Raw genomic sequence first — 25900 nt, 5'->3', positions numbered from 1 at the left:
AGCTGGCCCGGGACGTTCTGACATAGAGCATCCCGGACCAGCAGTGCCTCGAAGACTACAGAACAAAAAGGTCCATGGATAGCCCAACCGCAAACATTCTTTTCGCGTCGAACCAGGTTTTGAATACGCTTTCCGCCGGCAGCGAAACCGGGTGTGGATAACTTCCCGTTGCAGCCCTGCACATGCTTGCTAAGAGCCTGTGGACCGAGAATAGTGAGAAGTGGAGGCAGGCTTTCCGGATCGGGTGCGTCGCTGTCCGGCAGGTGCACGCGGAACGGCCTGCTTCTGGCAGAATAGCCGCAACATCAGGCAGTATCGCGAGGAGGCGGCCCCCATGGGCGCACAAGAGATGCATCCGGACCCGGCACGGGACAACGGCGAGAGTTCCACCGCTCCTTTGGGAATCGTGGTGGGCGTTGACGGATCGGATCATGGCCAGTGTGCCCTTGTCTGGGCGGCCCGCGAGGCTGAGCGCCGTCGCCGCCCCCTGCATATCGTCACCGCATACTCCGTGCCGATCTTCGCTGCGTCCGGACTGGACGGCGGTTACGCCACCGTGGACGATTCGGTGATCCGTGAAGGGGCTGAAGCGATCGTCAAGCAGGCCTTGGACAAGGTGTCCGGCTACAACATCGATGTTGATGCCTCGGTTGAAAACGGCGACGCTTCCGGCGTGCTGCTGGAGATGTCCGAGTCTGCTGAGCTGTTGGTTTTCGGGACCCGCGGCCGGGGCGGCTTTGTGGGCCGCCTTCTCGGGTCCGTGAGCAGCGCGCTTCCGGCGCACGCCAAGTGCCCCACCGTGACGGTTCCGCTGATCTGCTCCGACCGGCTGGGGGAGACCACCGAGGACAAAAGGATCAAAGCCGAACAGGCCAAGTCCGGCCACCAGCCCGTGGAGAACGTGGTGGTGGTGGGCGTTGACGGGTCCGAGCAGGCACGTGTCGCCGTTTTGGAAGCCGCGTCCCAGGCCGAACGCCTCGGCGCAACGCTGCGTGTGGTGTGCGCGGTTCCCCAGTACAGCGGCTCGCTCGCCTGGGTCCCGGCACCGATGGACCGCAAGGCCCTCTTCGCCGATATCCGGGTCCAGCTGGATGCCGGGATGGCGTGGCTCAAGAGCCACTACCCACACCTGCCCGTGGAATCCGAACTGAAGGACGGCTCGCCCGTGGATGTCCTCGTGGAAGCCAGCAGGCACGTGGAACTTATCGTGGTGGGAACCCGCGGACGCGGCGGCTTTGCCGGCATGCTCCTGGGCTCAACCTCCGACGGCGTACTGCACCACGCGAAGGGGCCCGTCCTTGTTGTCCCGGACCGGGAGGATCCGCGGCTCGCTGACAGGGCAAGCTTCGGTCCCATCCTCGGCGCAGCCTGACGCCTGCCCCACCGCCCAAGTCAGCCGCCAGGTCAGCGGCCTAAGCCAGCGTTCTAAAGCACCGCGCTAAGCCATAGTCCAAAGACACCGCTCGAAAGCTCCGTCTCCAGACTCACGTGCAGGCCTCACGATCAGGAGGCATGGAAATGCCAGACCCCCTTGGCCCGGTCCTGGGACTGGAGCATGTTCGTTCCGCGATGGTGGCACTTGTCGGTGGAAAGGCCGCAAACCTTGGTGAGCTGATGTCCGCCGGGCTGCCCGTACCGGACGGCTTCTGCCTCACCACCGAGGCGTACCGCCTGGCAACGGCCCGCGGCGGGCAGGGCCTGCAGGGGGACGGGCAACAGGAACAGTCCGCCGGGCGGTCCCTGGCCAGCGTCCACCAGGCGCTGAACGAGCAGGCTCGGAACCGCCGTGCACGGAACGGCCAGGCTGGGAACGGCACAGCCCATGGCGACCTGCCGGTACTCGCCGCGCTGGCAGGGCGTGCACGGGACCTGATTGGAGAAAACCCGGTGCCCCGTGACATAGCCGCCGCCATTGGGGAGGCGTACGCGGCGCTGGGAGAGAACGTGCCTGTTGCAGTCAGGTCCTCGGCCACAGCCGAGGACCTTCCTTCCGCCAGCTTTGCCGGCCAGCAGGACACCTACCTCAACGTGGTGGGGGCCGCCGCCGTCGTGGAAGCCGTCCGGAACTGCTGGGCCTCGCTCTGGACCGACCGCGCCGTCAGCTACCGCGCCGAACTGGGCATAGACGCCTCCACCGTTGCGCTCGCCGTGGTGGTGCAGCGGATGGTGGACGCCACCACGGCAGGGGTGATGTTTACCGCCAACCCACTGACGGGCCGGCGGCAGCAAGCAGTCATCGATGCCAGCCCGGGCCTCGGCGAAGCCGTGGTCTCCGGCTCGGTCAACCCGGACCACTTTGTGGTGGACCCCAGCACGGGGCAGGTCCTCGAGCGGCGCCTGGGGGACAAACGCCTGGTGGTGCGCCCGCTGCCCGGCGGCGGAACTGAAACCCTGGACGTGCCCAACGCGGAAACGGACGCCTGCCTGACCGACAGCCAGGCGGCCGACCTTGCCCGGCTAGGCCTGCGGGTCGAGCAGCATTTCGGCTTCCCGCAGGACACGGAGTGGGCCATCGACCACGATGGCAGGCTGTGGCTCACGCAGTCGCGGCCCATCACCACCCTTTATCCGCTGCCGGAGAGGGCAGCTGCCCGGGCCGGAACCCGCGTGTACCTGTGCTTCAGCCTGGCCCAGGGCCTCACCCGCCCCATCACGCCCATGGGGCTGGCCGCTTTCAGGCTGATCGCCTCGTCGGTGGCGCGGGCCGCCCGCTTTGACGTGCCGGATCCCCGCAACGGTCCGCCACCGTATGTGGAAGCCGGGCAACGCATTTACTTCGACCTGACCACGGTGGCCCGCAGCACCACTGGCCGGCGGATCGTTCCCCGGGTGTTTGACGTGATGGAGGCCCGATCAGCCGCGGTGCTACGGCGCGTGTTCGAGGACCCTAGGTTTTCGGTGACCAACAGGACACCGATCGGCCTGCTCCGGCACGTGGTTCCGGCGGCAGTGCACGCCCGGGCACCTGAGACGCTCCTCCGTGCCCTGTTCAGGCCAGAAGCCGCACTCCGGCGGGTGAACCGTTTTTCCCGCGAGTTCGGGAAATCCCTGGAGCTCGGGCCCGGGGCCACGCCTGCGGAGCGACTCGAACACGCCGAATTCCTCCTCGGCAACCGCCTCTTCCCGATTGTGCCGGCAGTGCTTCCCCTCCCGGCCCTGGGGTTCGCCATGCTGGGACTGACGGGAAAGCTGCTGGGCGGCCACCGGTGGGACGATCTCCAGAAGGTGCTGCGGGGGCTGCCCAACAACGTGACCACCGAGATGGACCTGGAATTATGGCGGCTCGCCACAGTAGTCAGGGACGACGGCAGATCCTCCGCCGTGGTCAGGAACCAGGCGCCTGCGGCGCTGGCAGAACAATACAGCGCCGGCCAGCTGCCGGCCGTCCTGCAAACCGGCCTTGCCCGTTTTATGGACAGATACGGCCAACGGGCGGTGGCGGAGATCGATGTCGGTATGCCGCGTTGGTCCGATGACCCCACGCACATCCTTGGGGTGCTGGCCAACTACCTCCGGCTGGAGGATTCCTCGCTGGCACCGGACGTGCAGTTCAGCACAGCCGAGGAGCAGGCGAAGGAAACCGTGGAGCGCCTGGTGGCAGAAGCCCGGAGCCGCGGCCGGCTCCGCGGCATGGTGGTGCGTGCAGCGCTGCGGCGCGCCAGGCTTTTCGCTGGCCTGCGCGAACTGCCGAAGTACCAGATCGTGGTAGGCCTCGCCGAGGTGCGCCACCAGCTTCAGCAGGTGGGGGCGGCACTCGCCGCAGCCGGAAGCATCGCCGATCCGGACGACATTTTCTTCCTGGATTTCAGCGAGGCACGCCAGGGGCTCAACGGACGAAAGACAGGGGCGCCTGGCGGTGACAACGCTGCCGACGGGCAGGACCTGCGCAGCCTCGTGAGACGGCGGAGGGAAGCTTACGCCCTCGAACTGGAACGCCGCCACGTGCCCCGGGTGCTCCTTTCGGACGGTACTGAACCGGAGGCCGTGCCGTCGGGCGGTCAGGGCGCCGCACCAGCGGTGCCCGGGACGCTCAGCGGCAGCCCGGCGTCCGCGGGCACCGTCAGCTCGACCGCGCGGGTCATCCTGGACCCGGTGGGCGCCCATCTGGAACCGGGGGAGATCCTCGTGGCGCCGTCCACGGACCCCGGCTGGACGCCCTTGTTCCTGACCGCGGGCGGCCTGGTGATGGAAATGGGCGGCCCCAATTCGCACGGTGCCGTGGTGGCGCGGGAGTATGGGATCCCGGCCGTGGTGGGTGTCCCGGACGCCACCATCCTGCTGTCCAATGGGCAAAAAATCACGGTTGATGGCGCTGCCGGAACCGTGGTCCCCGGGTAGCCATTGCGCCAAAGACGGGTAGTGTACGGCGCCGTTGGCAGGCGTAACCTGAACCTATGGGCTCCAAGGATGGGGTGTGGTTTGAATGAACCGCGCATGGTTGCGGTGGGTTCCCGCCGCCGCAGTACCGGCCGTCATTGCCGCCGGAGTGCTGGCGGGTTCTATCCCCGCACGCGCAGGGGACCCGCTGCCTGAGAAAACTGCGGCGCAGGTGCTGGCCCTGCTCGGCGAACACCAGACAAAAACCCTCTCCGGCACCGTAGAGCAAACCTCCGAGCTCGGCTTGCCGGAACTGCCGGAGACCGGTCCGTCGTCCGGACCGGCGGCGGCCGGGGGAGTAGCCTCGATCGCCGAACTACTGACCGGCCAGCACACCGCGAGGGTATACCTGGACGGTCCGGCGAAGGTCAGGATCCAACTCGTGGACCGACTCGCGGAGCGCGACGTCATCCGCAGGGACAGCGAGGTCTGGTTCTACAACTCAAGGGACAACTCGGCCGCGCACCTGACGCTTCCGGCCTTCGCCCGGGACCTGCCCCTGCCGGCACCGCCGCCTGAACCGAAGCCGTTGCCCGAACCGCAGGTTGACCCTGCACCGCCGGCCCAGGACCCCGCCGCCCCGAAGCCACCCAGCCCACCGGACAGCGGCACTGCACCTGACATGCCTGTGCCGATGCCGGAGTACTCCGTTCCGACGCCGGAGGAGATAGCTACCAGGCTGCTTGCCGCTGTGGACAGCACTACCCAGGTCACCGTAGGAACGGACGTCGAAGTCGCCGGACGGGCGGCCTACAACCTAGTGCTCGAGCCCCGGACGCAGGGGACCCTCGTGGGACAGGTTGCGATCGCCGTCGATGGTGAAACGGGACTGCCGCTGAAGGTATCGGTGACGGCACGTGGCCACGCGGAACCTGCCTTCCAAGCCGGATTCACCAGCCTGTCCCTGGCCGCACCAGAGGATTCGCTCTTCAACTTCGCCCCGCCGCCCGGTGCCACGGTCAAGGAACTTCAGCTGCCGCTTCCCGGCGCCCGGCCCTGGCCGTTCACCTCGGGATTCCCGGGATCACCTGGCACGGTTATCACCCCTGATGCGCTTCTGGAGGCCGCGCCTACCCATGCCATGCCTGACGTGGCCCGGCCCACCCTGACCGGCACCGGCTGGGAGACCGTGATCGGGTTCCCGGCGCCACCAACCGGGCAAGGATCCGCGTTGACCGAATCCTTGCTGGCGGATCCGTTCCTGTCCCAGGCCGCCGTCGTCGTTCCCGGTGGACGGCTGCTGTCCACCACTTTGGTCAACGTGCTGATTACCGACGACGGGCGCATCTTCGTGGGTATGGTTCCGCCGGAGCGGCTGCAGGCCGCAGCGGGCGCCGTGGCCAAGTGACAGCCGCTGAGGGCGGCACCGCAACAGGGGCAGGGACAACCGGGGCGGGGGCCGGAAAAGGCACAGCCGGGTTGACCATCGAAACGCAGGGCCTGACCAAGCGGTTCGGCCACCAGGTCGCCGTCGACGGCGTCAATCTGGCGGTGCCCCAAGGTTCAGTGTTTGGTTTCCTGGGGCCGAATGGTTCCGGAAAAACCACCACCATCCGCATGATGCTCGGCCTCGCGGCGGCGTCGGCCGGCACCGTCAGCGTCCTGGGGCTCGACATGCCGAACCGGCTCCATGAAGTCCTGCCGCGCGTGGGAGCCCTCGTGGAGGGGCCGGCGTTTTATCCGTTCCTGTCCGGGGCCGCCAACCTGCACCGGCTGGACGCCGCGAGCCGCCACGCGCGCCCTGCCACGCGCAGGGCCCGGGTGGGTGAGGCGCTGGAGCGGGTTGGCCTGTCACATGCTGCCGGCAAGCGCGTCCATGCCTACTCGCTGGGCATGAAGCAGCGCCTCGGGATAGCAAACGCGTTGCTGTCCCCGCGCGAACTCCTTGTTTTGGACGAGCCCACCAACGGGCTGGATCCGCAGGGCACCCGGGAAGTGCGGAACCTGGTCCGCTCGCTGGCCGCCGACGGCGCCACCGTGTTCGTTTCCAGCCACCTCCTGGCCGAGGTGGAACAGATTTGTACGCACGCCGCCATCATGAGTACCGGCCGCCTCGTTGCCCAAGGCCCGCTCTCGGAACTTCGGCAGGCTGGCGAAGCCAGGATCCGCCTGTTAACACCCGACGCCGGGACCGCCTTTGGTGTCCTGGCTCGGCTGGGGATGACTCCCGTGGCTGGCAGCCCCGAAGCCGACGGGGAGGTGGTCACCGCAACGACGGCGGTCACGGCAGGCCGAACGTTCACGGCAGGGCCCGGTGGTGACGGGCCCAGTGCAGAAGTGTCCGGTGCTGAGCTGTCCGGGGCGCTGTCCGGTACTGAGCTGTCCGGTGCGCTGGCACCGGAGGAGATCGTTGCCCGGCTGGTGGAGGCCGGGGTGCGGGTGCGCGGATTTTCGGTTGAGCGCGAGAGCCTCGAAGACCGTTTCGTGGCGCTGACGGGGGAGGGGTTCGACGTTGCCCAGTAGCGTGCCCGGCGAGTTGCCCAACAGGCTTCCGCGGCGACAGTCGGGCGGTCAGGCCCGCGGAGTCTCCGAGGGCCTCACCGCACCGGACCGCGCCGCGTCCAGCATCCCACTCCTGGGTTCCGAACTGGGCGTCCTCTTCAGGCGCCGCCGAACCTGGGCCATGCTCCTGGCGCTGGCCGCGATTCCGGTGCTGATCGCCGTCGCAGTCCGGGTCTCATCCAGCGTCCCGGCGGGCCGGGGGCCCGCCTTCCTGGACCGGATTGCCCAGAACGGACTCTTTGTGGCGGTCACCGCGATGCTGGTGTCCGTCCCGTTGTTCCTTCCCCTCACCGTGGGGGTGGTTGCCGGGGATACCATCGCCGGGGAGGCGAGCCTGGGCACGCTCCGGTACCTGCTGGTGGCACCCGCCGGCCGAGTGAGGCTTTTGCTGGTGAAGTATGCCGGCGCGCTGGCTTTTTGCCTGGCGGCGCCTGTCACGGTTGCCTTGGCTGGGGCCGCCATCGGCGCGTCGCTGTTTCCCATAGGGCCAGTCACCCTGCTGTCCGGCGACGTGGTCCAGCCGCCGGAAGCTGCCCTCCGCCTGGTACTGATCGCGGCATACCTGGCGGTGTCGCTGGCAGGGCTGTCAGCGATCGGCCTTTTCCTGTCCACGCTGACGGTTGTCCCGGTGGGGGCGATGGCCGCCACGGTGGTCCTGTCAGTGGTGTCCCAGGTCCTGGACCAGCTGCCCCAGCTGGAATGGCTGCATCCATGGCTGTTCAGCCATTACTGGCTTGGATTTGGGGACCTGCTGCGGCAGCCGGTGCTGTGGGATTCCTTTGCCAGCAATGCGCTGCTGCAGGCAGGCTACGTGGCCGTGTTCGGTGCGCTCGCCTACGGCAGGTTCGTCACCAAGGACGTCCTGTCCTGAGGTTCGCTGCCCAGTGTGCCAAGCCGGTGCGGCCAGCACATGTCGCGTCGGTAACCCGTGGCGTCAGTAGCGGGCTGCGTACGGGTACAACTGCATGGCGGCCATACTGCTCAGTGAGGTGACGCCGATCCCTTCCTGGGGGTTGAGCGCCTGCACCACCTGGCCGTTTCCGAGGTAGATGGCTACGTGATAGAAGTTCGGCGCGGAGCCCCACACGAGCAGGTCACCGCGCTGGGCCTGCGAAATCGGGACATGGACCGGCGCCGAAGCGTACTGCTGCGCGGCCGTGCGTGGGAGGTACTTGCCGGCCGCGGCGAAAGACGTCTGGACCAGGCCTGAGCAGTCAAAGCCGTACGGGCCGGTGCCGCCCCACTGGTAGTAGAACGGTGCACCAACCTTGGTCATGGCCACCGAGATGGCGGTTTCGTTGGAGCCGCCTTGTGAGGGCGCTGGTGCTGGTGCTGGGGCGGGCGCTGGTGCGGGAGCAGGTGCCGGCGCTGGAGCGGGCGCTGGTGCTGGTGCGGGAGCAGGTGCCGGCGCTGGAGCTGGAGCTGGCGCCGGCGCTGCGGGCGCTGGAGCAGGTGCGGGCGCTGCGGGTGCGGCCGGTATGTTGCCTGCTGAGGCCTGTCGGGCAGGAGCCTGCTCAGCCGCAGCCTGTTCGGCGGCAGCCCGGTCGGCCTCGGCGCTGAGGGCAGCGAGCCTTGCCTCCTCACGCTGCCGGTCCAGTGCGTCAACCCGGGCCGATTCGAGGGCCACCGTAGTGTTTCGCAACTGGGCAAGCTGGTCCACCAGGACCGTCCGCTGTGCGGCTGCATCGGCCACAGTCTTGGCTTGGGCGGCGTTGGCCTGTTCGGCCTCGGTCTTGCGGGCCTCGGCGTTCCGGGCGGCATCGTCTGCTGCCCTGTTGGCGTCCTGGGCCGCTTCCGTCAGCGACGTGGCTGCCGACGCCGCGTTCGCCGCGGATTCGAACGCACGGCTCCGGCTTGCCGAGATGGCTTCAAGGGTCGCAGCCTGCCCCAGGACGTCCCCGCCGCCCGTGACGAAGGTGGTCAGGGCCGGGTTCATGCCGCCGTTGCGGTAGAGGTCCCCGGCCAGTTGCCCCACCTGCTTGCGGGTCTTGTCTTGCTCCAGCCCTGCGGATTTCGCCCGGGCGGTGGCGGCTTCGGCGGTTGCTTGCCGCGACTGAAGTTCCACGAGCGCGTCGCTGTAGGTGTTGTTTGCCTGCATCGCCGCCGCGAAAGTGAGCGCCTGGGCACGGGCGGCGTCGGCCAGGAGGCGTTCAATGGCGGTGACCTGGTCCGCCGTCGCGCTTTCACTGGCTTTTGCCGCAGCGATGTCTTCAGGAGAGGGGACCTCCGGCGTTCCCGGCACCCGGGCAGCCGGCAACGCGGCTGCAGGCAGCGCAACTGCCTGGGCCGGCGGTGCAGGGACAGCATGGGCCGGAGCCGGGATGCCTGCAAGAAGTACGACGGCGAGGCCAAGCAGGGCGGTCTTCGGACCGGATCCGGGTGAAGCCATTCGCAGAACCTCGCAGCATCGTTGGGCTGGGGAGCGAGGCCTGGTGGACGGCACTCAGTGCCCGTCTGCCGATCCCTCAGCATTCAGAGGCTACGTGAGCCATTGCACTTTGGCAACACTGGTCACATCAATAACATAAACAACACGCGCGGCCTGCGAGTGCATTTCGTGGCGGCGTGTCGTGGATGATGCCGGTTGTCCACATGGGGAGTTCACGCCATGTCCTACCGCGGCACCGGGACCGTAGCATTGGTGGCAGGACGAGTAACGGGGGGAACTGGGCATGGAACCGACATGGGGAATCGAGGGTCCTGACTTTTTGGGGTGGTACCTGACGGCGGGGTGTTTGCTGGCAGCGTCCGTCTTTCTGCTTCGGCTGTTCACCGGCGGGCTTCTTCCCCTCTACCGGAAGGTCGATCCGCATTCCCTCGCGCCGCTGGATCTGGCCTACCTTAGCGGCGGTCCGTTCCATGCTGTCTCCGTCAGCCATTGGGTCTGGACCCACCAAAGCAGCGGGCAGCCTTCAACGGAGGAACGCCGCTTCCTGGACGCCAACTGGCAAGACCCCCTGCTCCAGGCTGTCGCCGGGACGGCCAGGTACCCCGGGTCCACGCCCAAGTCATGCATGGCAGATCCGTCTGTCCAGGGCCGGCTTCGCGACCGCCACCGGCGTCTTGCCCGGCTCGGGCTGGTCCGCGGCCGCGGAGTGATGCTCGTCCTGAAGGCCCTGAAATGGGCCATCATGCTGCTTTTGGGGCTGGGAGTGGTGCGCATCATCGCCGGTATGCTCAACGGCCGGGACTTCGTCAACCTGGTGGGCGCAGTCATGGCAGGAATTTTCGCCTTTGTTGTCCTCACGGCGAAGATCCCCGCCATCACCCAGCCGGGGATCCAAGTTCTCCGTGAACTGCGGCGGGAGAACCAGGACCTCCGGCCGGACAAGACGGCCGGTTACGCCGGTGTTGCCCCCTTCCGGCTTGCCCTGGGGGCAGCGCTCTTTGGCGCCGCCGGCCTGTGGACGGCCGCGCCCGCCTACGCTTCGGCCATGGGCGTTCCCGCCGCCGGGGCTGGTGCCAGCGGCGGAACGTACTATGGGGATCCGGTCTCTACGTCTTCATCCTCATCGTCGGGCAGCGGCGGCAGCTCCTCCTGCAGCGGTGGCGGAAGCTGCGGCGGCGGCGGTTGTGGTGGGTAGCGGTGGCCTGCTTTCGCCTGGCCTGGGCATCGGCTGGCGGCCGGGGCTGGCCGAACCCATTGCGCGCCTGGCCGGCCTTTCCTTTGCCGAGGTAGTGGCCGAAAACCTGCACGATCATGGCCACGGCATTGACGTCCCGGCACCCCTGCAGGAGCTGATCGACGGTGGCCTGACCGCCGTCGCACACGGAATCTCGCTGTCCCTTGGGTCAGCCGCCGAGGTGGACCAGACCCGGCTCGCGCACCTGAGGTCGGCGGGCGAAGCAATCAATGCCCCCCTTGTCAGTGAACACATTGCCTTTGTTCGGTCCGGCGGCGAGGTCCCTGCCGGCGCACCGCACGCAGACCTCCTCGAAGCCGGACACCTGCTTCCCGTACCGCGGAACCAGGACTCACTGCTCGTGCTGGCCGCGAATGTCCGCCAAGCGCAGGCCGGCCTTGGCGTTCCGCTGGCCCTCGAGCCCATCGCGGCGCTGGCGGAATGGCCGGATAACTCCATGACCGAAGGCCAGTTCCTGTCAGAGTTGCTGGACCGCACCAGTGCGCTCCTGGTGCTCGATGTGGCCAACGTCTACGCCAACGCTATAAACAATGGGCGCGAGCCTTTGGCCGCACTCCTTGAATTTCCGCTCGAGCGGATTGCCTACTGCCACATTGCCGGGGGACAGGTGCTGGATGGGCTCTACCAGGACACCCACCAGGAACCGGTGCCCGTGGAAGTGCTGGAGCTGGCCGCAGAACTCGTTCGCGTGGCAGGTCCGCTGCCACTCATGCTGGAGCGCGACGGCAACTTCCCGCCCGAACCGGCCTTCTTTGCCGAGCTGGACTCGATCGCGGATGCCGCGGGCATGCCACGCGTCACGCCTGGGGCTGCAGCACGGGGCGCCGGCTAATGGGACCGGCGGAATCCATGGCAGGCGACGCTCCCGACGCCGAACCCGGGCTGTCCGTGGCACGTTCCGTGCTTGCCGCGCGGCAACAGGAGCTGGTGGCCGCGCTGGTGGCCCACGGTCCTGTTCCCGACGGATTTGATCCCCAACGGTTGGCCGCTGTCAGGCTGGGCCTGGCCAGGAAACGGCTCGGCGGCATCGGGCAGCATTTTCCGGCACTGGCGGCCGAAGTCCGCTCAGACCCCACGCTTTGGGAGCTGTATTTCAACTGGCATCTTTCGCACCCGCCCCGGCCGCGGGTTGGCTCCTTTGCCGACGGCGCCGCGCTGGTTGATTTCCTGGATCATGAAGGCCGGCTGCCCACGGCGGCCACTCGTGAAGCATTGATGCTGCGGATGGACACCTCGCCTGCGCCGGACGGCCGCCGGATCCCGGCCCGCTGGTTCGGTGTAAGGCAGGTGCGGGTGGGTGCAGGCCGCTGGTGGGCTGCCGGAAGCCACCGTCGCTGGGTCTGGGTGCGCGGCCCCCGCTGACCATCTGCACAGGCGCCGGATGTCCATGAGCCGTGTGTTTTCCTGCATCGCGATGCCGTCTGCCACCGGCCCGGGCCCCGCGCCGCCGGGAAGCTAGGCGTGCTGCTGCGACTCGTGCTCGGAATGGCTGGCAGGTTCAAGTTGGAACGTGCAGTGCTCGGTATCGAAGTGGGAACCAAGGCATGTGGTCAGCTTGTCCAGCAGTTGGTCCGCGCCGCGGGCGTTGAGAACCCCGTCCTCCACCACAACGTGCGCCGAAAATACCGGCACCCCCGAGGTGATGGTCCAGATGTGGATGTCGTGGACGTCGGACACGCCGTCAACCGAAAGAATGTGCTCGCGGATCATTTTCACCTCAACGCCTTTCGGGGTTGCTTCAAGGAGGACATCCACCACGTCACGCAGCAGGGTCCATGCTCGGGGCAGGATCATCAGGGCGATCACCACTGAGGCTATGGTGTCGGCGGCTTGATAACCGGTGAGCAGGATGACCACTGCCGCGACGATGACGGCGATGGACCCGAGCAGGTCCCCGAGCACCTCCAGGTAGGCGCCCCGGACGTTCAGGCTTTCCTTGTGCCCACCTTGCAGGATCACCAGGGACACCACGTTGGCCACCATGCCCAGGATTGCAGCGAAGAGCATGATTCCGGTTTGGACCTCGGGCGTCGATCCAATACGCCTGATGGCTTCGGAGAAGATGACGACGGAAATCACAATCAGGATCAGGGCATTTGCCAGCGCTGCCAGGACTTCGGCGCGCTGGTAGCCATAGGTCCGCTGGTCGCTCGCGGGGCGGCCCGCAATCCAGGCGGCCAGCAGCGCGATAGTCACCCCTGCCGCGTCAGAGAGCATGTGGCCGGCATCTGCCAGCAGCGCCAGCGATCCGGACAGGGCCGCACCCACCACCTGAACCATTACCACAGCCAACGTTATGGCCAAGACAGCAATCAGCCGTTTGCGGTGCCGGCCTGTTGCGGTCATCCCGTGCGAATGGTGGTGGTCGTGTCCCATGCCTACAAGGCTAGTCCGTGGGCTACTCAAACATGGGACCGCTAATCCCACCCGAGTTCATGCAGCCGCTCGTCGTCGATGCCGAAGTGGTGGGCAATTTCGTGGATGACGGTCACAGCCACCTCTTCGACCACCTCGTCTCGCGACTCACAGATGTCCAGGATGGGCTGGCGGAAGATCGTGATCCGGTCCGGCAGGGAACCGGCGTCCCACCAGGAGTCACGCTCCGTCAGGGGGACTCCCTCGTAGAGTCCCAGCAGGACGGTGTCCGGATCCTCATCGGGCCCGGGAACGTAGTCGTCGTCGATGAAGACCGCCACGTTGTCCATGGCCTGGGCGATTTTGGGCGGGATCCGGTTCAGGGCGTCGCTGACCGCTGACTCAAATTCGTCGTCGGACATTGAGAACGGAGGGGTCTCCTGCGGGCCGTCCGGGATGATGGGAAGTCCGGGCGGGAGGTGTGCGGGCATACTCCGACTCTAGCGGGAAACCCCTAGGCAGCGTTTCGGCGTCCGCGGGACCGACGCCTCGTGAGGCCCACGCCCACCAGGCAGACCACGCCTCCCACGAGCCCCCAGATCGTGGGGATTTCGCTGAGCACCAGCCACGAGATCAGGATCGTGGCCCCCGGCACCAGGTAGGTAGTGGCGGCGAGTTTGCCGGCGTCGATCAGCGACAGCGCATACGCCCAGGTGGTGAAGGCGATGGCTGTGGGGAAAACGCCCAGGTAGAGCAGCCCCAGGGTTGCCGGCAGCGGGGCTGACTGCAGCTCTGAGACGAGCTGACCGGTGAACGGCAGGCAGCAAACGGCTCCCACCAGGATTCCGAACAACGTGGCCTGGCCGGCCGGGAATTTCCGGAGCACCGGCTTCTGGATGATGACGCTGACGGCGGCGAGCACGGCGGCCAGGAGGCAGAGCAGCACTCCGGCAACGTCCGTCGTCGAACCGTCCCCTGAACCCGAACCTGAACCTGAACCCGAGCCAAACGCGATCAGCGCCACGCCGCAGAACGCCACGAGACTGCCGATAATCAGCCACCGCGGGAAGCCTTCCTTGAGGAAGACGCCGGCGAGAACGGCAATGAGAATGGGAGAGACGTTGATCAGCATGGCGCTGGTGCCGGCGTCCAGCAGGTGCTCGGCGGCGTTCAGGGCAACGTTGTAGCCGCCGAACCACATCACGCCGTAGGCCAGGATCGGCCACCACTCCCGCCCTTGCGGCAGCTTCCTGGACTTCAGCAGCTGCGGCAGCACAACGGCGCCAAGCACGACGGCGGCAACCGCCAGCCTGCCCAGCGTCAGGGAGCCGGGGGAAAATGTGGGGCCGATCGCGCGGATGCCCACGAACGCCGACGCCCAAAGCACCACGGTGACGGCCACGGCCGCGATGCCGAGGGCGTTGATGCGGCTGGGGGAGGCAGAAGGCGTCGCTGAGGTCGCAGAGTTGGTGCGGGAGGTGGTTGCCATGCTGCCCAATCTAGCCGCGTCACGATAACCGCGGCTGGCGGAAATCGGCCACGTCTAGTCGAGTTCCTGCCAAAGGCGCGCGCGGGGATGGCTGGGGCCTCGATTAGGATGCGTTTCATGGTCTCAGCTGCAACATCGTCGCCGAACACCGCTAAGCGAATACGCCTCGTCATCTGGATCCTGCTGGCCGTCATCGTGGTTGGAGGCGCGGCCTGGTATGCGGTGCTGACAACGAACAAGCCGTCGCAGGATCCGCCGGTGGCCGGCAACGGGGAGGCCGGCAGCGAACAGCTTGTCCGGACTGACAGCCACCGGCTCACCACTCCGGCGGCGGAAAAGGCGCAGCTCGTGGAGTTCCTGGACTTCGAGTGCGAGGCCTGCCGCTCCATCCATCCCTTCGTGGAAGAACTTAAAGAGGAATTCGGCGACAGGATCACCTTCGTCAACCGGTACTTTCCCTTGTCATCGCACCCGAACTCAGGACAAGCTGCCCTCGCAGTTGAAGCCGCGGCACAGCAGGGCAAGTTCGCAGCGATGCAGGCCAAGTTGTTCGAAACCCAGGACCAGTGGCATGGAAATCCCGAATCCCAGGCGCCCCTTTTCAGGACGTTCGCCGCGGAACTGGGACTGGACCTGGCCGCATTCGATGCCGCCGTCGCGGACGACAAAACCAAGCAACGCATCCGGGCTGACATCACGGACGGGACTGCCTTAGGCGTGACCGGTACGCCCACGTTTTTCCTCGACGGCGAAAAGCTCGCCCTTAGCACCAAGCAGGAGTTCCGGCAGAAACTTGCCGACGCCGTGAAGTAGCGGAGTGGCTGCCTTTTCAGGCCGTCCGGGCCCACTCCAGAACCCGGTCCAGCGGCCAGGTGGTAATGATGCGCTCGGCTGGAACGCCGTTGCTGGCCGCCCGAGCCGCGCCGTACTGCAGGAAGTCCAGCTGCCCGGGGGCGTGCGCGTCGCTGTCAATGGAGAACAGGCAACCAGCGTCGAGGGCGAGCTGGATCAGGTCGTCCGGCGGATCCTGCCGCTCCGGCCGCGAGTTGATTTCCACGGCCACGTTGTTTTCCGCGCAGGCGGCGAACACCTTCTTGGCGTCGAACTCTGACTGCGGACGTGTCCCGCGCGATCCTTCCACCAGGCGGCCGGTGCAGTGGCCCAACACGTTCGTGTGTGGATCGCGAATGCCCGCCAGCATGCGCCGGGTCATGGTGCTCCGGTCCGACCGCAGTTTTGAATGGACACTGGCCACCACAATGTCCAGCCGGTCCAGCATTTCGGGAGCCTGGTCCAGCTCACCATTCTCCAGGATGTCCACCTCGATTCCGGCGAGGAGGGTGAAGCCGTTTTTGCCCGTGCCGGCGTTGATCCCGGCCACCACGTCGAGTTGCTCAGTGAGGCGTTCAGCACTGAGCCCGTTGGCAACCTTGAGGTTGGGGGAGTGGTCAGTGAGCGCCAGGTACTCGCGACCCAGCACCTGCGCGGCCTCCGCCATCAGCGAGATGGGGGATCCGCCGTCGGACCAGTCGCTGTGGCTGTGGAGATCACCGCGGAGGGATGAGAGAAGTTCGTTGCCGCCCTCCGCCAGCGTTCCTGTGCTGCGCTGGCGCAGGTCCTCCAGGTAGTCCGGCACTTCGCCATTCACGGCCTGGCGGATCACTTCGTACGTCCGGTCGCCGATTCCCTTCATGCGCTTGAGCCTGCCATCGTGCGCCCGCGCTTCCAGTTCGGCGGGCTCCAGGTCAGCGATGATGCCCGCTGCCTTCCGGAAAGCTTGGACCTTGAACGTGGCGGCGCGTTCGCGCTCCAGCCAGAAAGCAATTTCGTTGAGCGCGGCGACGGCATCCATCTGTACATCTTCGCCGCTTCCGGGTGCTTTGGTCAGGTGTGCGGGGGCCGATTTTGGATTATCCCGGCTGAGGCCCTATAGTTTTAGAGTCCAGTTCGGAGGAACTGCGAAGGACAAAGACTGACAGCCTCGGCTCGAAGCCTTTTCTTTTTGCTCCGAACGGGTTCTGGCCCCCATCGTCTAGCGGCCTAGGACACCGCCCTTTCACGGCGGCGGCACGGGTTCGAATCCCGTTGGGGGTACGCAAGGAACTGGTCAAGCAGGCATAAAAAGTCTGGTAGGCTGGAAGCCTTGAAAAAACGCGGTAGCGATACTGCGGAAGCAAGAAATGCAAGGCCCTGTAGCGCAGTTGGTTAGCGCGCCGCCCTGTCACGGCGGAGGTCGCGGGTTCAAGTCCCGTCAGGGTCGCTCTGATTGCCAGAAGAAATTCCGGCGGTCATGGTGACATGTCACCTAGGCTCTGTAGCTCAGTTGGTAGAGCGTTCGACTGAAAATCGAAAGGTCACCGGATCGACGCCGGTCGGAGCCACCACTGGGAAGCATCAGTTCTTCGGAACTGGTGCTTTTCTTCTTTAACGGCTGCGCTCCTTGGTGGCGCCACGGCCCCGAGTACTCGCTCCCCGCAGCTTCTCCCCGACGCTTGGACAATTCCCCCTGGAGTTTCAAGGGGATTAGTCCGTCTCGAGGGGAGTGGCCAAAATTAGCCGTTGACATGACCCAACTAACGCGCGTAACCTAAATCACACGGCGCAAGTAACGCGCGTTAGTAACTCAAGTTGCCGGTCACTGAACCGGCCCCAGACAGAAATTCCGGAGCATTCAATGGCGAACAGCACCCCACCCGCACCCGCTGCGGAGGCAGGCGCAGCCACGCGAACGACGACGGCGGTCCCCATCAACCGCGGTGTCACCATGGCGGACGTCGCCAAGGCCGCCGGAGTGTCCCGAACCGCCGTTTCCTTCGTCCTCAGCAACCGGGAAAACTCCAGCATCTCCGAAGACACCAAGCACCGCATCCTCGAAGCTGTCCAGACGCTGGGCTACCGGCCCAACGCCGGCGCGCGGGCCCTGGCTTCGCAGCGGAGTGACTGGTACGGACTGGTGACTGAGATCGTCACGGCACCCTTCGCCGTCGACATCATCAAGGGCGCCCAGGACCAGGCCTGGCTGGACCGCAGGTTCCTGCTCATCGCCCCCTCCGACCAGGCCGATGCCGTAGGACCCAACCAGGGCATGGAAGATGCCGCCGTTGAAAAGCTGCTGGAACAAAGAGTGGAAGGGCTTCTCTACGCGGCTACCTACCACAGGGCCGTGCACGTTCCCCAAAGCGCCCACGAGGTGCCCACCGTCCTCATCAACTGCTTCGACGCGGATGGGAAGCTGCCCTCGATCGTCCCGGACGAACGCGCCGGCGGCCGTGTCGCCGTCGAACGTTTGCTCCGGGCCGGACACTCCCGGATCGGTGTCGTCAACCTGGATCCTGACATCCCCGCCGCTGTCGGGCGCTTGGAGGGATGCCGCGAAGCACTCGCCGAAGCAGGGTTGGAACTCGATCCTGAACTCATCGTGTCGGGCCACGCGACGGCGGATGGCGGCTACGAGGCCGCCTGCGAAATCCTTGACAAATTTGAAGCGGGGGCAGGCAGGCCAACTGCCCTGTTCTGCCTCAACGACCGGATGGCCATGGGCGCCTATGACGCCATTAAGGAGCGCGGGCTCGCCATCCCCCAAGACATCGCCGTGATCGGCTTCGACAACCAGGAACTCATTGCGGCCTACCTTAGGCCAAAACTGACCACGGTTGCGTTGCCCTTCGAGGAGATGGGTGCGCTGGGTGTCCAGACACTCGCAAGCCTTACAGCCGGACAGCCGATCACTGCACATCAGCAAATGGTCGACTGTCCGCTGCTAGAACGCTATTCAGTCTGACGGCAAATCAACTACTGAACAGCAAACCCCAACCACACCTTCACCTTCAGCGATGAAGAGAGGAAAGAGAACTCCATCATGACACAACAGCGATTCTTCCGGCCTGCCCGGATCACGGCGGCCACCCTGGCAATAGGTGCCCTCCTGCTCACGGGCTGCTCGGCCAACCAGGGCAGTACAGGCGCCAGCGGCGGCTCGTCAGAGAGCGCACTACTCACGATCCCGCGTGAGGACATGGGCACGTTCGTCCAGAACTTCAACCCGTTCGCACCCACGTTGAACCCCATGGTGCAGCAGTCGATCTACGAGTCCCTGCTGATCTTCAACCCGGCCAATGGCGAAACCACTCCGTGGCTCGCCACGGAGTGGCAAGCAGCAGAGGACGGCAAGTCCATCACCTTCACACTGCGCGACGGTGTGAAGTGGTCCGACGGGCAGCCGCTGGTGGCCGACGACATCGCTTACACCTTCGAACTCCAAAAGAAGATCAAGGGCGGCTACGACTACCTCGAAAACGTGGCCCCCGAGGGCACCAACAAGGTGAAGTTCAACTTCAGCAAACCGTGGTCACCGGCCCTCTACGACCTGGGCCAGCTCACCATCCTGCCCAAGCACATCTGGTCCGCGCTGGCCGATCCGGAGAAGGACGCCAACGCCAAACCGGTCGGCACCGGCCCCTACACGGAGGTGGACAGCTTCCAGGCCCAGTCCTTCGTGCTGAAGAAGAACCCCAACTACTGGCAGCCGGAAAAGCAGAAAATCGCTGGCATCAAGATGCTCGCCTTCGCGGGGAACGACGGCGCCAACCTCGCCGCCGCGAACGGCGACGTGGACTGGGCCCCGCAGTACATGCCCAACATCGAGAAGACTTTCGTTTCGAAGGACCCAGATCACCGCCAGTACTGGTTCCCGGCCACGGGCGCGATGATCAACTGGCAGCTGAATACCGCCAAGGCACCCTTCAACGACGTTGACGTCCGCAAGGCCCTCAGCATGGCCGTGGACCGCGACCAGGTGACCAAGATCGGCATGAGCGGCTACGCCAAACCGGCCGACTGCACGGGTCTTTCCGGCAACTATGAAAAGTGGAAGAGCGCCGACGTCAAGGACAGCTGCACCTGGACCAAACTGGACGTGGACGCTGCCAACGCGCTGCTGGACAAAGCCGGCTACGCCACGGGAGCCGACGGCAAACGCACGCTGAAAGACGGCAAGCCTTTCGAGTTCAAGATCTCCGTAGGAGCTTCCTCGTCCGACTGGCTGTCGGTGGCCAACGTCATTTCCCAGAACCTGGCTGAGATCGGCGTGACGGCCAAGGTTGATTCCCCGGACTGGGCCGCGGTGGTAGCCAGCTATGAGACGGGGGACTTCGACTCGGGCATCGTCTGGAGCGCCAACGATCCCAGCCCTTACAAGTACTTCAACACCTCCATGGGCACCGCAACGGTCAAGCCGGTGGGGACCAAAACCTTCGACAACTACCACCGCTTCGGGGACGCCGAGGCAGACGCGCTGCTCGCCGAGTTCGCGGCGGAGGCCGACGAGTCCAAGCAGAAGGACATCGCCGTCAAACTCCAGGAGGAGTACAACGACGCCGCGCCCTTGGTGCCACTGTTTTCCGGACCGGTCTGGGGCGCCTTCAACGACACCCGTTTCACGGGCTGGCCCACGGAGGACAACCCTTACGCGACGCTCTCGGAACGCTCACCCACCACGGTCCTGGTCCTGACCTCGCTGGAACCGCGCAAGTAAGCGCGTACTAAACCGCGTACCCCCAAGAGGCCCGCGCTGCTCCTATCAACGCAGCAGCGCGGGCCCGCCATCAAACTTTCCGCAATTCCCGAATGGAGGGAAACCGTGCGCTTTATCCTGCGCCGCCTGGGTTTCTACCTGATTGCCTTCTGGGTGTCCATCACCCTGAATTTCCTGCTCCCGCGCTTTATGCCCGGCGATCCCGTCTCCCGGATGTTCGCCCGGACCCAGGACCGGATGCAGCCTGAACAGATCGAGCAGCTGCGAAAGCTGCTCGGCGTGGACGACCGGCCGCTCTGGGAGCAGTACATCGGCTACCTCCAGAACATGCTGACCGGACAGATGGGGGTTTCCATCTCCCGCTTCCCGGCCCCTGTCACCGAGGTGATCGGCTCACAGGTGGGCTGGACGCTCCTGCTGGGCGGAACCGCGCTGGTGATTGCCGCCGTCGTGGGTAACCTGCTGGGAATCCTGGCAGCGTGGCGGCGCGGAGGAGCTGTTGACTCGGCACTCCCGCCGCTGCTGATCTTCATCGGCTCCTTCCCCTACTTCTGGCTCGCCATGGGCGCCCTCTACCTGTTCGGCGTCACGCTGGGCTGGTTCCCGATCCGGCACGCCTTCAGCGACACGATCACCCCGGGCTTCAGCTGGGAGTTTGTGTCCGACGTCGGCATGCACCTGGTGCTTCCGGCCCTCACCATTGTGCTGGTCTCCCTTGGCGGCTGGATGCTGGGCATGCGCAACACCATGATCGCCACGAACGCGGAGGACTACATCACCATGGCCGAGGCGAAGGGCCTGCGTCCGGGCCGGATCATGTTCCGCTACGCCGCCCGCAACGCCATGCTGCCATCCGTCACAGCCTTTGGCATGAGCCTGGGCTTCGTAGTGGGCGGGGCACTCCTGACAGAGGTGGTGTTCGCCTACCCCGGCGTCGGCTACCAGCTGCTGGCCGCCGTACAGGGCCTGGACTACCCGCTCATGCAGGGCCTGTTCCTGACCATCACGGCCGCCGTGCTGCTGGCCAATTTCCTGGTGGACATCCTCTACGTCCGCCTCGACCCGCGCGTGCGCAGCAACTAGGACTTATCATGACCACTTCCATCGAAAACACCGCTTCCAGCCTGCCGGGCGAGACCCGCGCGGCGGATCCGCTGACCGGCAAAATGCCCGACGGCGGCACCGGACTTCCGTCCGGTGGCTCGGCCCGCAGGCCCAACCAGGGCCTGCTCCACGGCCTGCTGACCAACAAAAAGGCCATGACCGGCGCTGCCATCCTCCTGGTGTTCATCGCCTTGGCGCTCCTGGCACCGGTGCTTTACCCGGACAACCCCTCCAAGATCACCGGAATGGCGTCCCAGGAACCGGACGCTGAGTTCTGGCTCGGGACCACGGCGAAGGGCCAGGACGTCCTGGCACTCACTATCCACGGTGCCCGCAGTTCCCTTTTTGTGGGCCTGACAGTGGGGTTCGCCTCCACGTTTATCGGCATCCTGGTGGGTCTCGCTTCGGCGTACTTCGGCAAGTTCATCGACGAAGCCCTGTCCCTGACCACCAACGTCTTCCTCCTGCTGCCAGGCCTGCCATTGCTGGTGATCCTGGCCGCGTTCCTTCCCCCCGGGCTTGGCACCGTCATCCTGGTCCTGGTGGTCACCGGCTGGGCCGGCTCCGCCCGGGTGTTGCGTTCGCAGGCGCTGTCCATCCGGTCCAAGGACTTCGTGGCGGCGGCTGTGGTCACGGGTGAGCGGCCGCTGCGGATCATGTTCGGAGAGATCCTGCCCAACATGGCCTCGATCGTGATGGGCACACTCCTGGCGTGCATCATCTACGGCATCGGCGCGCAGGCCGGCCTCGAGTTCCTCGGGCTGGGTGACGTCAGCACTGTCTCCTGGGGAAACAACCTCTACTGGGCGGGAAATGAAGGGGCCCTGCTGACGGGCAGCTGGTGGGTTTTTGTCCCATCGGGCCTGTGCATCGCCCTGGTGGCGTTCTCGCTGGCGCTGATTAATTACGCGGTGGACGAGGTTACCAACCCCCGCTTGCGGAAAATCAAGAAAACCAAGCCCCTCCCCACCGGAAAGCGAGCAGCGGAATGACCGTTTCCCAGACCTCCCTTGGCTCGTCCCTGCCCGTCCTGGAAATCAAGGACCTCACCGTTAAGTACCGCAGCGACACCAGGTCCATTACCGCCGTCGACCGCGTCTCCTTCAGCATTGGCGCCGGCGAAATCTTCGGCCTGGCCGGCGAATCCGGCTGCGGCAAGTCCACCATCGCCAACACCATCATGCGGCTGCTGCGCGACCCCGCGGAGATCGCAGGCGGAAGCATCCGCTTTGGCGGCAGGGACGTACTGGCCATGGGCAAGGAGGAGTTGCGTCGTTTCCGCTGGCAGGACGTGGCCATGGTTTTCCAGTCGGCGATGAACTCGCTGAACCCGGTGATGACTATCGGCGACCAGATCGTGGATATCTACACTACCCACGCTGGCTATTCGCGTCAGGAGTCCCTGCGGAGGGCTGCCGAACTCCTTGAACTGGTCCGGATCGACCCGGCACGGCTGAAGGCGTACCCGCACCAGCTTTCGGGCGGGATGCGCCAGCGCGCGGTCATCGCGATGGCTGTGGCGCTGAAGCCCTCGCTCCTGATCCTTGACGAGCCCACCACGGCCCTGGACGTAGTGGTGCAGCAGGAGATCATGGCCCAGATCAAGGACCTGCAGCACCAGTTGGGTTTCTCCGTCCTGTTCATTACGCACGACATGTCCCTCATGGTGGAGCTATCCCACCGGATGGCGGTGATGTACGGAGGCAGGATCGTGGAAACGGCCAAGGCCAAGGACATCCACTCGGCCCCGCGCCACCCGTACACCCAAGCCCTCATGGGAGCTTTCCCACCCCTGACAGGGCCGCGGGTACCGCTGACCGGCCTGGCCGACGGCGTGAAGTTCAGCAACATCCCAGACCTCCAGGAAGAGGCGCCGGGACATTTCGTGGCCCCGGTTTCCCCGGACCAGATTGCCCAGAACCAGCCTGCCCTCGAAGGAGCACACCCGTGAGCAAGCACAGTGACACACCAGCCCCGGAGGTCCCAGCCCTTGAGGTAAGACGCCTGTCCAAGGATTTCCACAGCGGAGGCTTGTTCTCCCGTGCAACGGTGCGTGCCCTCGGCGGGGTGGACCTCAGCATCGGCAGGGGCGAAATCGTGGCCCTTGTGGGGGAGTCAGGCTCAGGAAAGAGTACCCTCGCCCGGTGCATTGCGCGGCTGGAAAAGCCGAGTGCCGGGCAGGTCCTCCTGGACGGAACGGACGTCCTAAAGCGGGACCGGTTCCAGGCGTCCAAGGAGTACCGGTCACGGGTACAAATGGTGTTCCAGGATCCGTTCGGCTCGCTCAACCCGGTCCACCGGATCGAACATTTCCTCACACGTTCCTTGACCCTTCACCGTAAGGCCGGGACGCCCGCGGGGCTTCAGACCCGGTTGGAGGAGCTGATGACCACGGTGGGGCTTACGCCGGACATGCTCAATTCCTACCCGCACGAACTCTCCGGCGGCCAGCGCCAGAGGGTGGCCATCGCCCGGGCACTGGCGGTCGAACCCGACGTAATCCTCGCCGACGAGCCCACCTCTATGCTGGACGTCTCGGTCCGGATCGGCATCCTCAACCTGCTGCGCGGACTCCGTGACCGGCAGGGCATCTCCATGCTGTACATCACCCACGACCTCGCCTCCGCGCGTTATCTCGCGGACCGCATCGCTGTGATGTTTGCCGGTGAACTGGTGGAGGAAGGCGAGTCCCTGGATTTGCTGGCGAATCCGGCCCACCCCTACACCCGGCTGCTGGTATCGGCAGTTCCGGACCCTGCCCGCACCGGATCCTACGATCCATCCGCCCGGGCGGCGCTTCGGGCGGCGGTGATGGAACCGGCGTCGTGCGAGTACGACGGCGACCCGCAGCAGCGGTGTTCAGCCTCCACGCCGGTGCGGCACCAGGTGGGCGATCCCGCCAATCGGCATTGGGTCCGATGCCACCTGTACCGGCCGACGGCCGCCGCAGCGGGCCACGCCCTGGCAACCGAACCCCTGGATGAAGTGGTTTCCGCATGACCGGCCTGTCCCACCCCCTTGCCATCGTGCCGCAGGACGAACTCGTGGCACGAGCCGAGGCGGATCCGCACAGGCCCCGCTTCCACTTTGTTTCGCCGGCGGGCTGGCTCAACGATCCCAACGGGGTGAGCCAATGGAACGGCACCTACCACCTCTTCTACCAATACAACCCCGAGGGCGCCTTCCACCACCGCATCCTCTGGGGCCATGCCACCAGTCCGGACCTGGTCAACTGGACGGACAAACCGGTGGCCCTGGAACCCTCCGATGGGCCGGACGCTGACGGCTGCTGGTCCGGGGTGCTCGTGAACGACGGCGGCACGCCCACCCTGGTGTATTCAGGCCGCCTGGGCGAACGTGAACTTCCCTGTGTGGCCGTCGGCTCACCTGACCTGCTCAGCTGGACCAAAGCCCCGGAAAACCCGGTGATTTCCGGCGCTCCCACCGGAGTGGACATCACCGCGTACCGGGACCATTGCGTGTGGCGTGAAGGCTCCGGCTGGCGCCAGCTGGTGGGCTCGGGCATCCGCGGCCGGGGCGGGACGGCCTTCCTCTATGAGTCCCATGACCTCCGGAGCTGGAACTACATTGGGCCGCTGTTCATCGGCGACGCCTCCGCCGGCGACCCCGCGGCAACGGACTGGGAAGGCACGATGTGGGAATGCGTGGACCTGTTCCGCGTGGGTCCCGGGGTGCTTGGAGATGCTGCAGGGCCGCTGGTGGAGGGGAATGCAGGACCTGACGTACTCGTCTTTTCCGCATGGGACGACGGCGACACGCGGCACCCGCTGTACTGGACCGGACGCTACGCGGGAGACTCGTACAGCCCTTGGCAGCTGCGCCGGCTGGATTATGGCGGCCGGTACTTCTACGCCCCCCAGTCATTCGCTGACGATGGGGGCCGCCGCGTGATGTTCGGGTGGCTGCAGGAGGGCCGGACGGATGGGGCCATGGTGGAGGCGGGCTGGTCCGGCGTGATGAGCCTGCCGCGGGTGGCCACTTTGGACGCCCAAGGGGAACTGGCGTTTGCGCCTGTGGCGGAGATCGAGTCACTTCGCCGGGACCACGTGCGGATCGGTCCGAGGGAGGTGGCCGGCAGCGAGGTCCTGGCCGGGGTTGGCGGGAACCAACTGGACCTGGAGCTTGACCTTGACGTGGAGACGGGGAGCGTATTCCGGCTCGGGATACTGGGCTCGGCTGCCTGTCCCGGTGGTGCCGGGACCGAGGAAACGGTTATCGAAATCCGGCGCCATGCCGGGATCAGTGGGGAATCGTTCCTGGCCTTGGACCGGTCCCGCAGCAGCCTGGACCTGTCGGTGGACAGTGAGGAAAAGTCCGGTCCGGTAACCCTGCCCGTTGGAAGGCTCCGGCTCCGCGTCCTGGTGGATCGCTCGGCCGTGGAGATCTTCGCGAATGGCAAACCTTTGACCGCCCGGGTGTATCCGACGCTCGGCGGGACCGCCGTGCGCCTGTCCGCCGAGGGAGCGGTCCGCCTTCGGCAGTTGGATGCCTGGCGGATGGAAGGGATCTTCAGCGGCCCGCGTCCGCTTTTCCCCTGACGCGCTCTCCACCCGGCCACACTCGAACATTGAGTGAACCTGGGGTGGCCGCGGCGTGACATTTCCCACGGTTGAGTATTTCGGACGAAACATTTGACTCGGCCAAACCGTTATGGCACGCGCGCGGTTGGATAGATGTAAGCGCTTGCATAAAATGTCTGACATGTGGCATTTGGGTGATGAAACACGGTTTGAAAAGCCCTCCCGGGGCTGCCTAGCGTAGAAGCAGCTCAGGAAAATAACGATTTGTCCTGCGCTACTTACGGGGCCCCACCCAAGTCCCGTTACCCCTCGATACAACGGCGTCCTCGATGACGCTGCGGTGTTGTTGGGCTCG

Annotated in this window: 21 protein-coding genes and 3 tRNA genes; 19 read left to right on the top strand and 5 right to left on the bottom strand. The window is 65.8% G+C overall.

Going from position 1 to position 25900, the window contains the following annotated elements; translation table 11 throughout:
- Positions 1-334: 334 nt before the first annotated feature.
- From ACFC25_RS08000 to ACFC25_RS07980, 5 genes are all read left to right on the top strand, one after another.
- Positions 335-1372, top strand: coding sequence for a universal stress protein (locus ACFC25_RS08000; RefSeq protein WP_337347104.1), 1038 nt, complete (start codon positions 335-337; stop codon positions 1370-1372).
- A gap of 146 nt (positions 1373-1518) precedes the next feature.
- Entirely contained in the window at positions 1519-4338 is a 2820-nt protein-coding gene (locus tag ACFC25_RS07995) for a PEP/pyruvate-binding domain-containing protein (protein WP_376044700.1), read from the top strand.
- Between the two features lie 85 nt (positions 4339-4423).
- Complete coding sequence (locus ACFC25_RS07990) at positions 4424-5725, top strand: hypothetical protein (RefSeq protein WP_337347102.1); 1302 nt, start codon at positions 4424-4426, stop codon at positions 5723-5725.
- Between the two features lie 71 nt (positions 5726-5796).
- On the top strand, positions 5797-6840 hold the full coding sequence (locus ACFC25_RS07985) for an ABC transporter ATP-binding protein (protein WP_376044699.1): 1044 nt from the start codon (positions 5797-5799) through the stop codon (positions 6838-6840).
- 160 nt (positions 6841-7000) lie between these two features.
- Positions 7001-7750 carry an ABC transporter permease gene (locus ACFC25_RS07980; protein WP_376044736.1) on the top strand — a complete coding sequence of 250 codons (750 nt, stop codon included), beginning with the start codon at positions 7001-7003 and terminating at the stop codon, positions 7748-7750.
- Positions 7751-7813: 63 nt separating this feature from the next.
- Here ACFC25_RS07980 and ACFC25_RS07975 read toward each other — a convergent pair whose 3' ends face one another.
- Positions 7814-9268, bottom strand: a complete 1455-nt coding sequence (locus ACFC25_RS07975) for a C40 family peptidase (RefSeq protein ID WP_376044698.1) — start codon at positions 9266-9268, stop codon at positions 7814-7816.
- 283 nt (positions 9269-9551) lie between these two features.
- On the opposite strand from ACFC25_RS07975, the gene ACFC25_RS07970 reads away from it, so the two are divergent.
- Genes ACFC25_RS07970 through ACFC25_RS07960 form a run of 3 tightly spaced genes read left to right on the top strand, consistent with a single transcriptional unit; the run spans position 9552 to position 11885 of the window.
- Positions 9552-10463, top strand: coding sequence for a TIGR04222 domain-containing membrane protein (locus tag ACFC25_RS07970; protein ID WP_376044697.1), 912 nt, complete (start codon positions 9552-9554; stop codon positions 10461-10463).
- Positions 10426-11355, top strand: a complete 930-nt coding sequence (locus ACFC25_RS07965; RefSeq protein WP_376044696.1) for a DUF692 domain-containing protein — start codon at positions 10426-10428, stop codon at positions 11353-11355. Before ACFC25_RS07970 ends, ACFC25_RS07965 begins: the two co-directional genes overlap by 38 nt.
- Positions 11355-11885, top strand: a complete 531-nt coding sequence (locus ACFC25_RS07960) for a hypothetical protein (RefSeq protein WP_376044695.1) — start codon at positions 11355-11357, stop codon at positions 11883-11885. The genes ACFC25_RS07965 and ACFC25_RS07960 overlap by 1 nt, the downstream gene beginning before the upstream one ends.
- Before the next feature lie 93 nt (positions 11886-11978).
- Here ACFC25_RS07960 and ACFC25_RS07955 read toward each other — a convergent pair whose 3' ends face one another.
- Genes ACFC25_RS07955 through ACFC25_RS07945 form a run of 3 tightly spaced genes read right to left on the bottom strand, consistent with a single transcriptional unit; the run spans position 11979 to position 14367 of the window.
- Entirely contained in the window at positions 11979-12899 is a 921-nt protein-coding gene (locus ACFC25_RS07955) for a cation diffusion facilitator family transporter (RefSeq protein ID WP_337351795.1), read from the bottom strand.
- A gap of 41 nt (positions 12900-12940) precedes the next feature.
- Positions 12941-13369, bottom strand: a complete 429-nt coding sequence (locus ACFC25_RS07950) for a metallopeptidase family protein (protein ID WP_337347095.1) — start codon at positions 13367-13369, stop codon at positions 12941-12943.
- Positions 13370-13392: 23 nt separating this feature from the next.
- Positions 13393-14367 (bottom strand): DMT family transporter, encoded by a 975-nt coding sequence (locus tag ACFC25_RS07945; RefSeq protein WP_376044694.1) that lies wholly within the window; start codon positions 14365-14367, stop codon positions 13393-13395.
- Positions 14368-14484: 117 nt separating this feature from the next.
- On the opposite strand from ACFC25_RS07945, the gene ACFC25_RS07940 reads away from it, so the two are divergent.
- Entirely contained in the window at positions 14485-15180 is a 696-nt protein-coding gene (locus ACFC25_RS07940) for a DsbA family protein (RefSeq protein WP_376044693.1), read from the top strand.
- A gap of 16 nt (positions 15181-15196) precedes the next feature.
- Here ACFC25_RS07940 and ACFC25_RS07935 read toward each other — a convergent pair whose 3' ends face one another.
- Entirely contained in the window at positions 15197-16219 is a 1023-nt protein-coding gene (locus ACFC25_RS07935; protein WP_376044692.1) for a PHP domain-containing protein, read from the bottom strand.
- A gap of 169 nt (positions 16220-16388) precedes the next feature.
- On the opposite strand from ACFC25_RS07935, the gene ACFC25_RS07930 reads away from it, so the two are divergent.
- The 10 genes from ACFC25_RS07930 to ACFC25_RS07885 all read left to right on the top strand — a co-directional run bounded on the left by ACFC25_RS07930 (position 16389) and on the right by ACFC25_RS07885 (position 25563).
- Positions 16389-16461 (top strand) — tRNA-Glu (locus tag ACFC25_RS07930).
- A gap of 92 nt (positions 16462-16553) precedes the next feature.
- Positions 16554-16627 (top strand) — tRNA-Asp (locus ACFC25_RS07925).
- A 48-nt stretch (positions 16628-16675) separates the two neighbouring features.
- Positions 16676-16751, top strand: a tRNA-Phe gene (locus ACFC25_RS07920).
- 380 nt (positions 16752-17131) lie between these two features.
- Positions 17132-18148 carry a LacI family DNA-binding transcriptional regulator gene (locus ACFC25_RS07915; RefSeq protein ID WP_376044735.1) on the top strand — a complete coding sequence of 339 codons (1017 nt, stop codon included), beginning with the start codon at positions 17132-17134 and terminating at the stop codon, positions 18146-18148.
- 78 nt (positions 18149-18226) lie between these two features.
- Positions 18227-19900, top strand: a complete 1674-nt coding sequence (locus ACFC25_RS07910) for an ABC transporter substrate-binding protein (RefSeq protein WP_376044691.1) — start codon at positions 18227-18229, stop codon at positions 19898-19900.
- A gap of 105 nt (positions 19901-20005) precedes the next feature.
- On the top strand, positions 20006-20983 hold the full coding sequence (locus ACFC25_RS07905) for an ABC transporter permease (protein WP_337347047.1): 978 nt from the start codon (positions 20006-20008) through the stop codon (positions 20981-20983).
- 83 nt (positions 20984-21066) lie between these two features.
- The gene (locus ACFC25_RS07900; protein WP_337347125.1) at positions 21067-21996 is read left to right on the top strand and encodes an ABC transporter permease; all 930 of its coding nucleotides are present in this window, start codon (positions 21067-21069) and stop codon (positions 21994-21996) included.
- Positions 21993-22955: an ABC transporter ATP-binding protein gene (locus tag ACFC25_RS07895; RefSeq protein WP_376044690.1), complete on the top strand. Its 963-nt coding sequence runs from the start codon at positions 21993-21995 to the stop codon at positions 22953-22955. Before ACFC25_RS07900 ends, ACFC25_RS07895 begins: the two co-directional genes overlap by 4 nt.
- Positions 22952-24004: an ATP-binding cassette domain-containing protein gene (locus ACFC25_RS07890; protein ID WP_376044689.1), complete on the top strand. Its 1053-nt coding sequence runs from the start codon at positions 22952-22954 to the stop codon at positions 24002-24004. Before ACFC25_RS07895 ends, ACFC25_RS07890 begins: the two co-directional genes overlap by 4 nt.
- Positions 24001-25563 carry a glycoside hydrolase family 32 protein gene (locus ACFC25_RS07885; protein ID WP_376044688.1) on the top strand — a complete coding sequence of 521 codons (1563 nt, stop codon included), beginning with the start codon at positions 24001-24003 and terminating at the stop codon, positions 25561-25563. The genes ACFC25_RS07890 and ACFC25_RS07885 overlap by 4 nt, the downstream gene beginning before the upstream one ends.
- Positions 25564-25900: the final 337 nt, after the last annotated feature.

The sequence above is a fragment of the Pseudarthrobacter sp. NPDC055928 genome (genome assembly GCF_042270935.1).
GTDB lineage: Bacteria > Actinomycetota > Actinomycetes > Actinomycetales > Micrococcaceae > Arthrobacter.
Note: the sequence above shows the minus strand (reverse complement) of the source record. Positions and strands in the feature narration are given on the sequence as shown.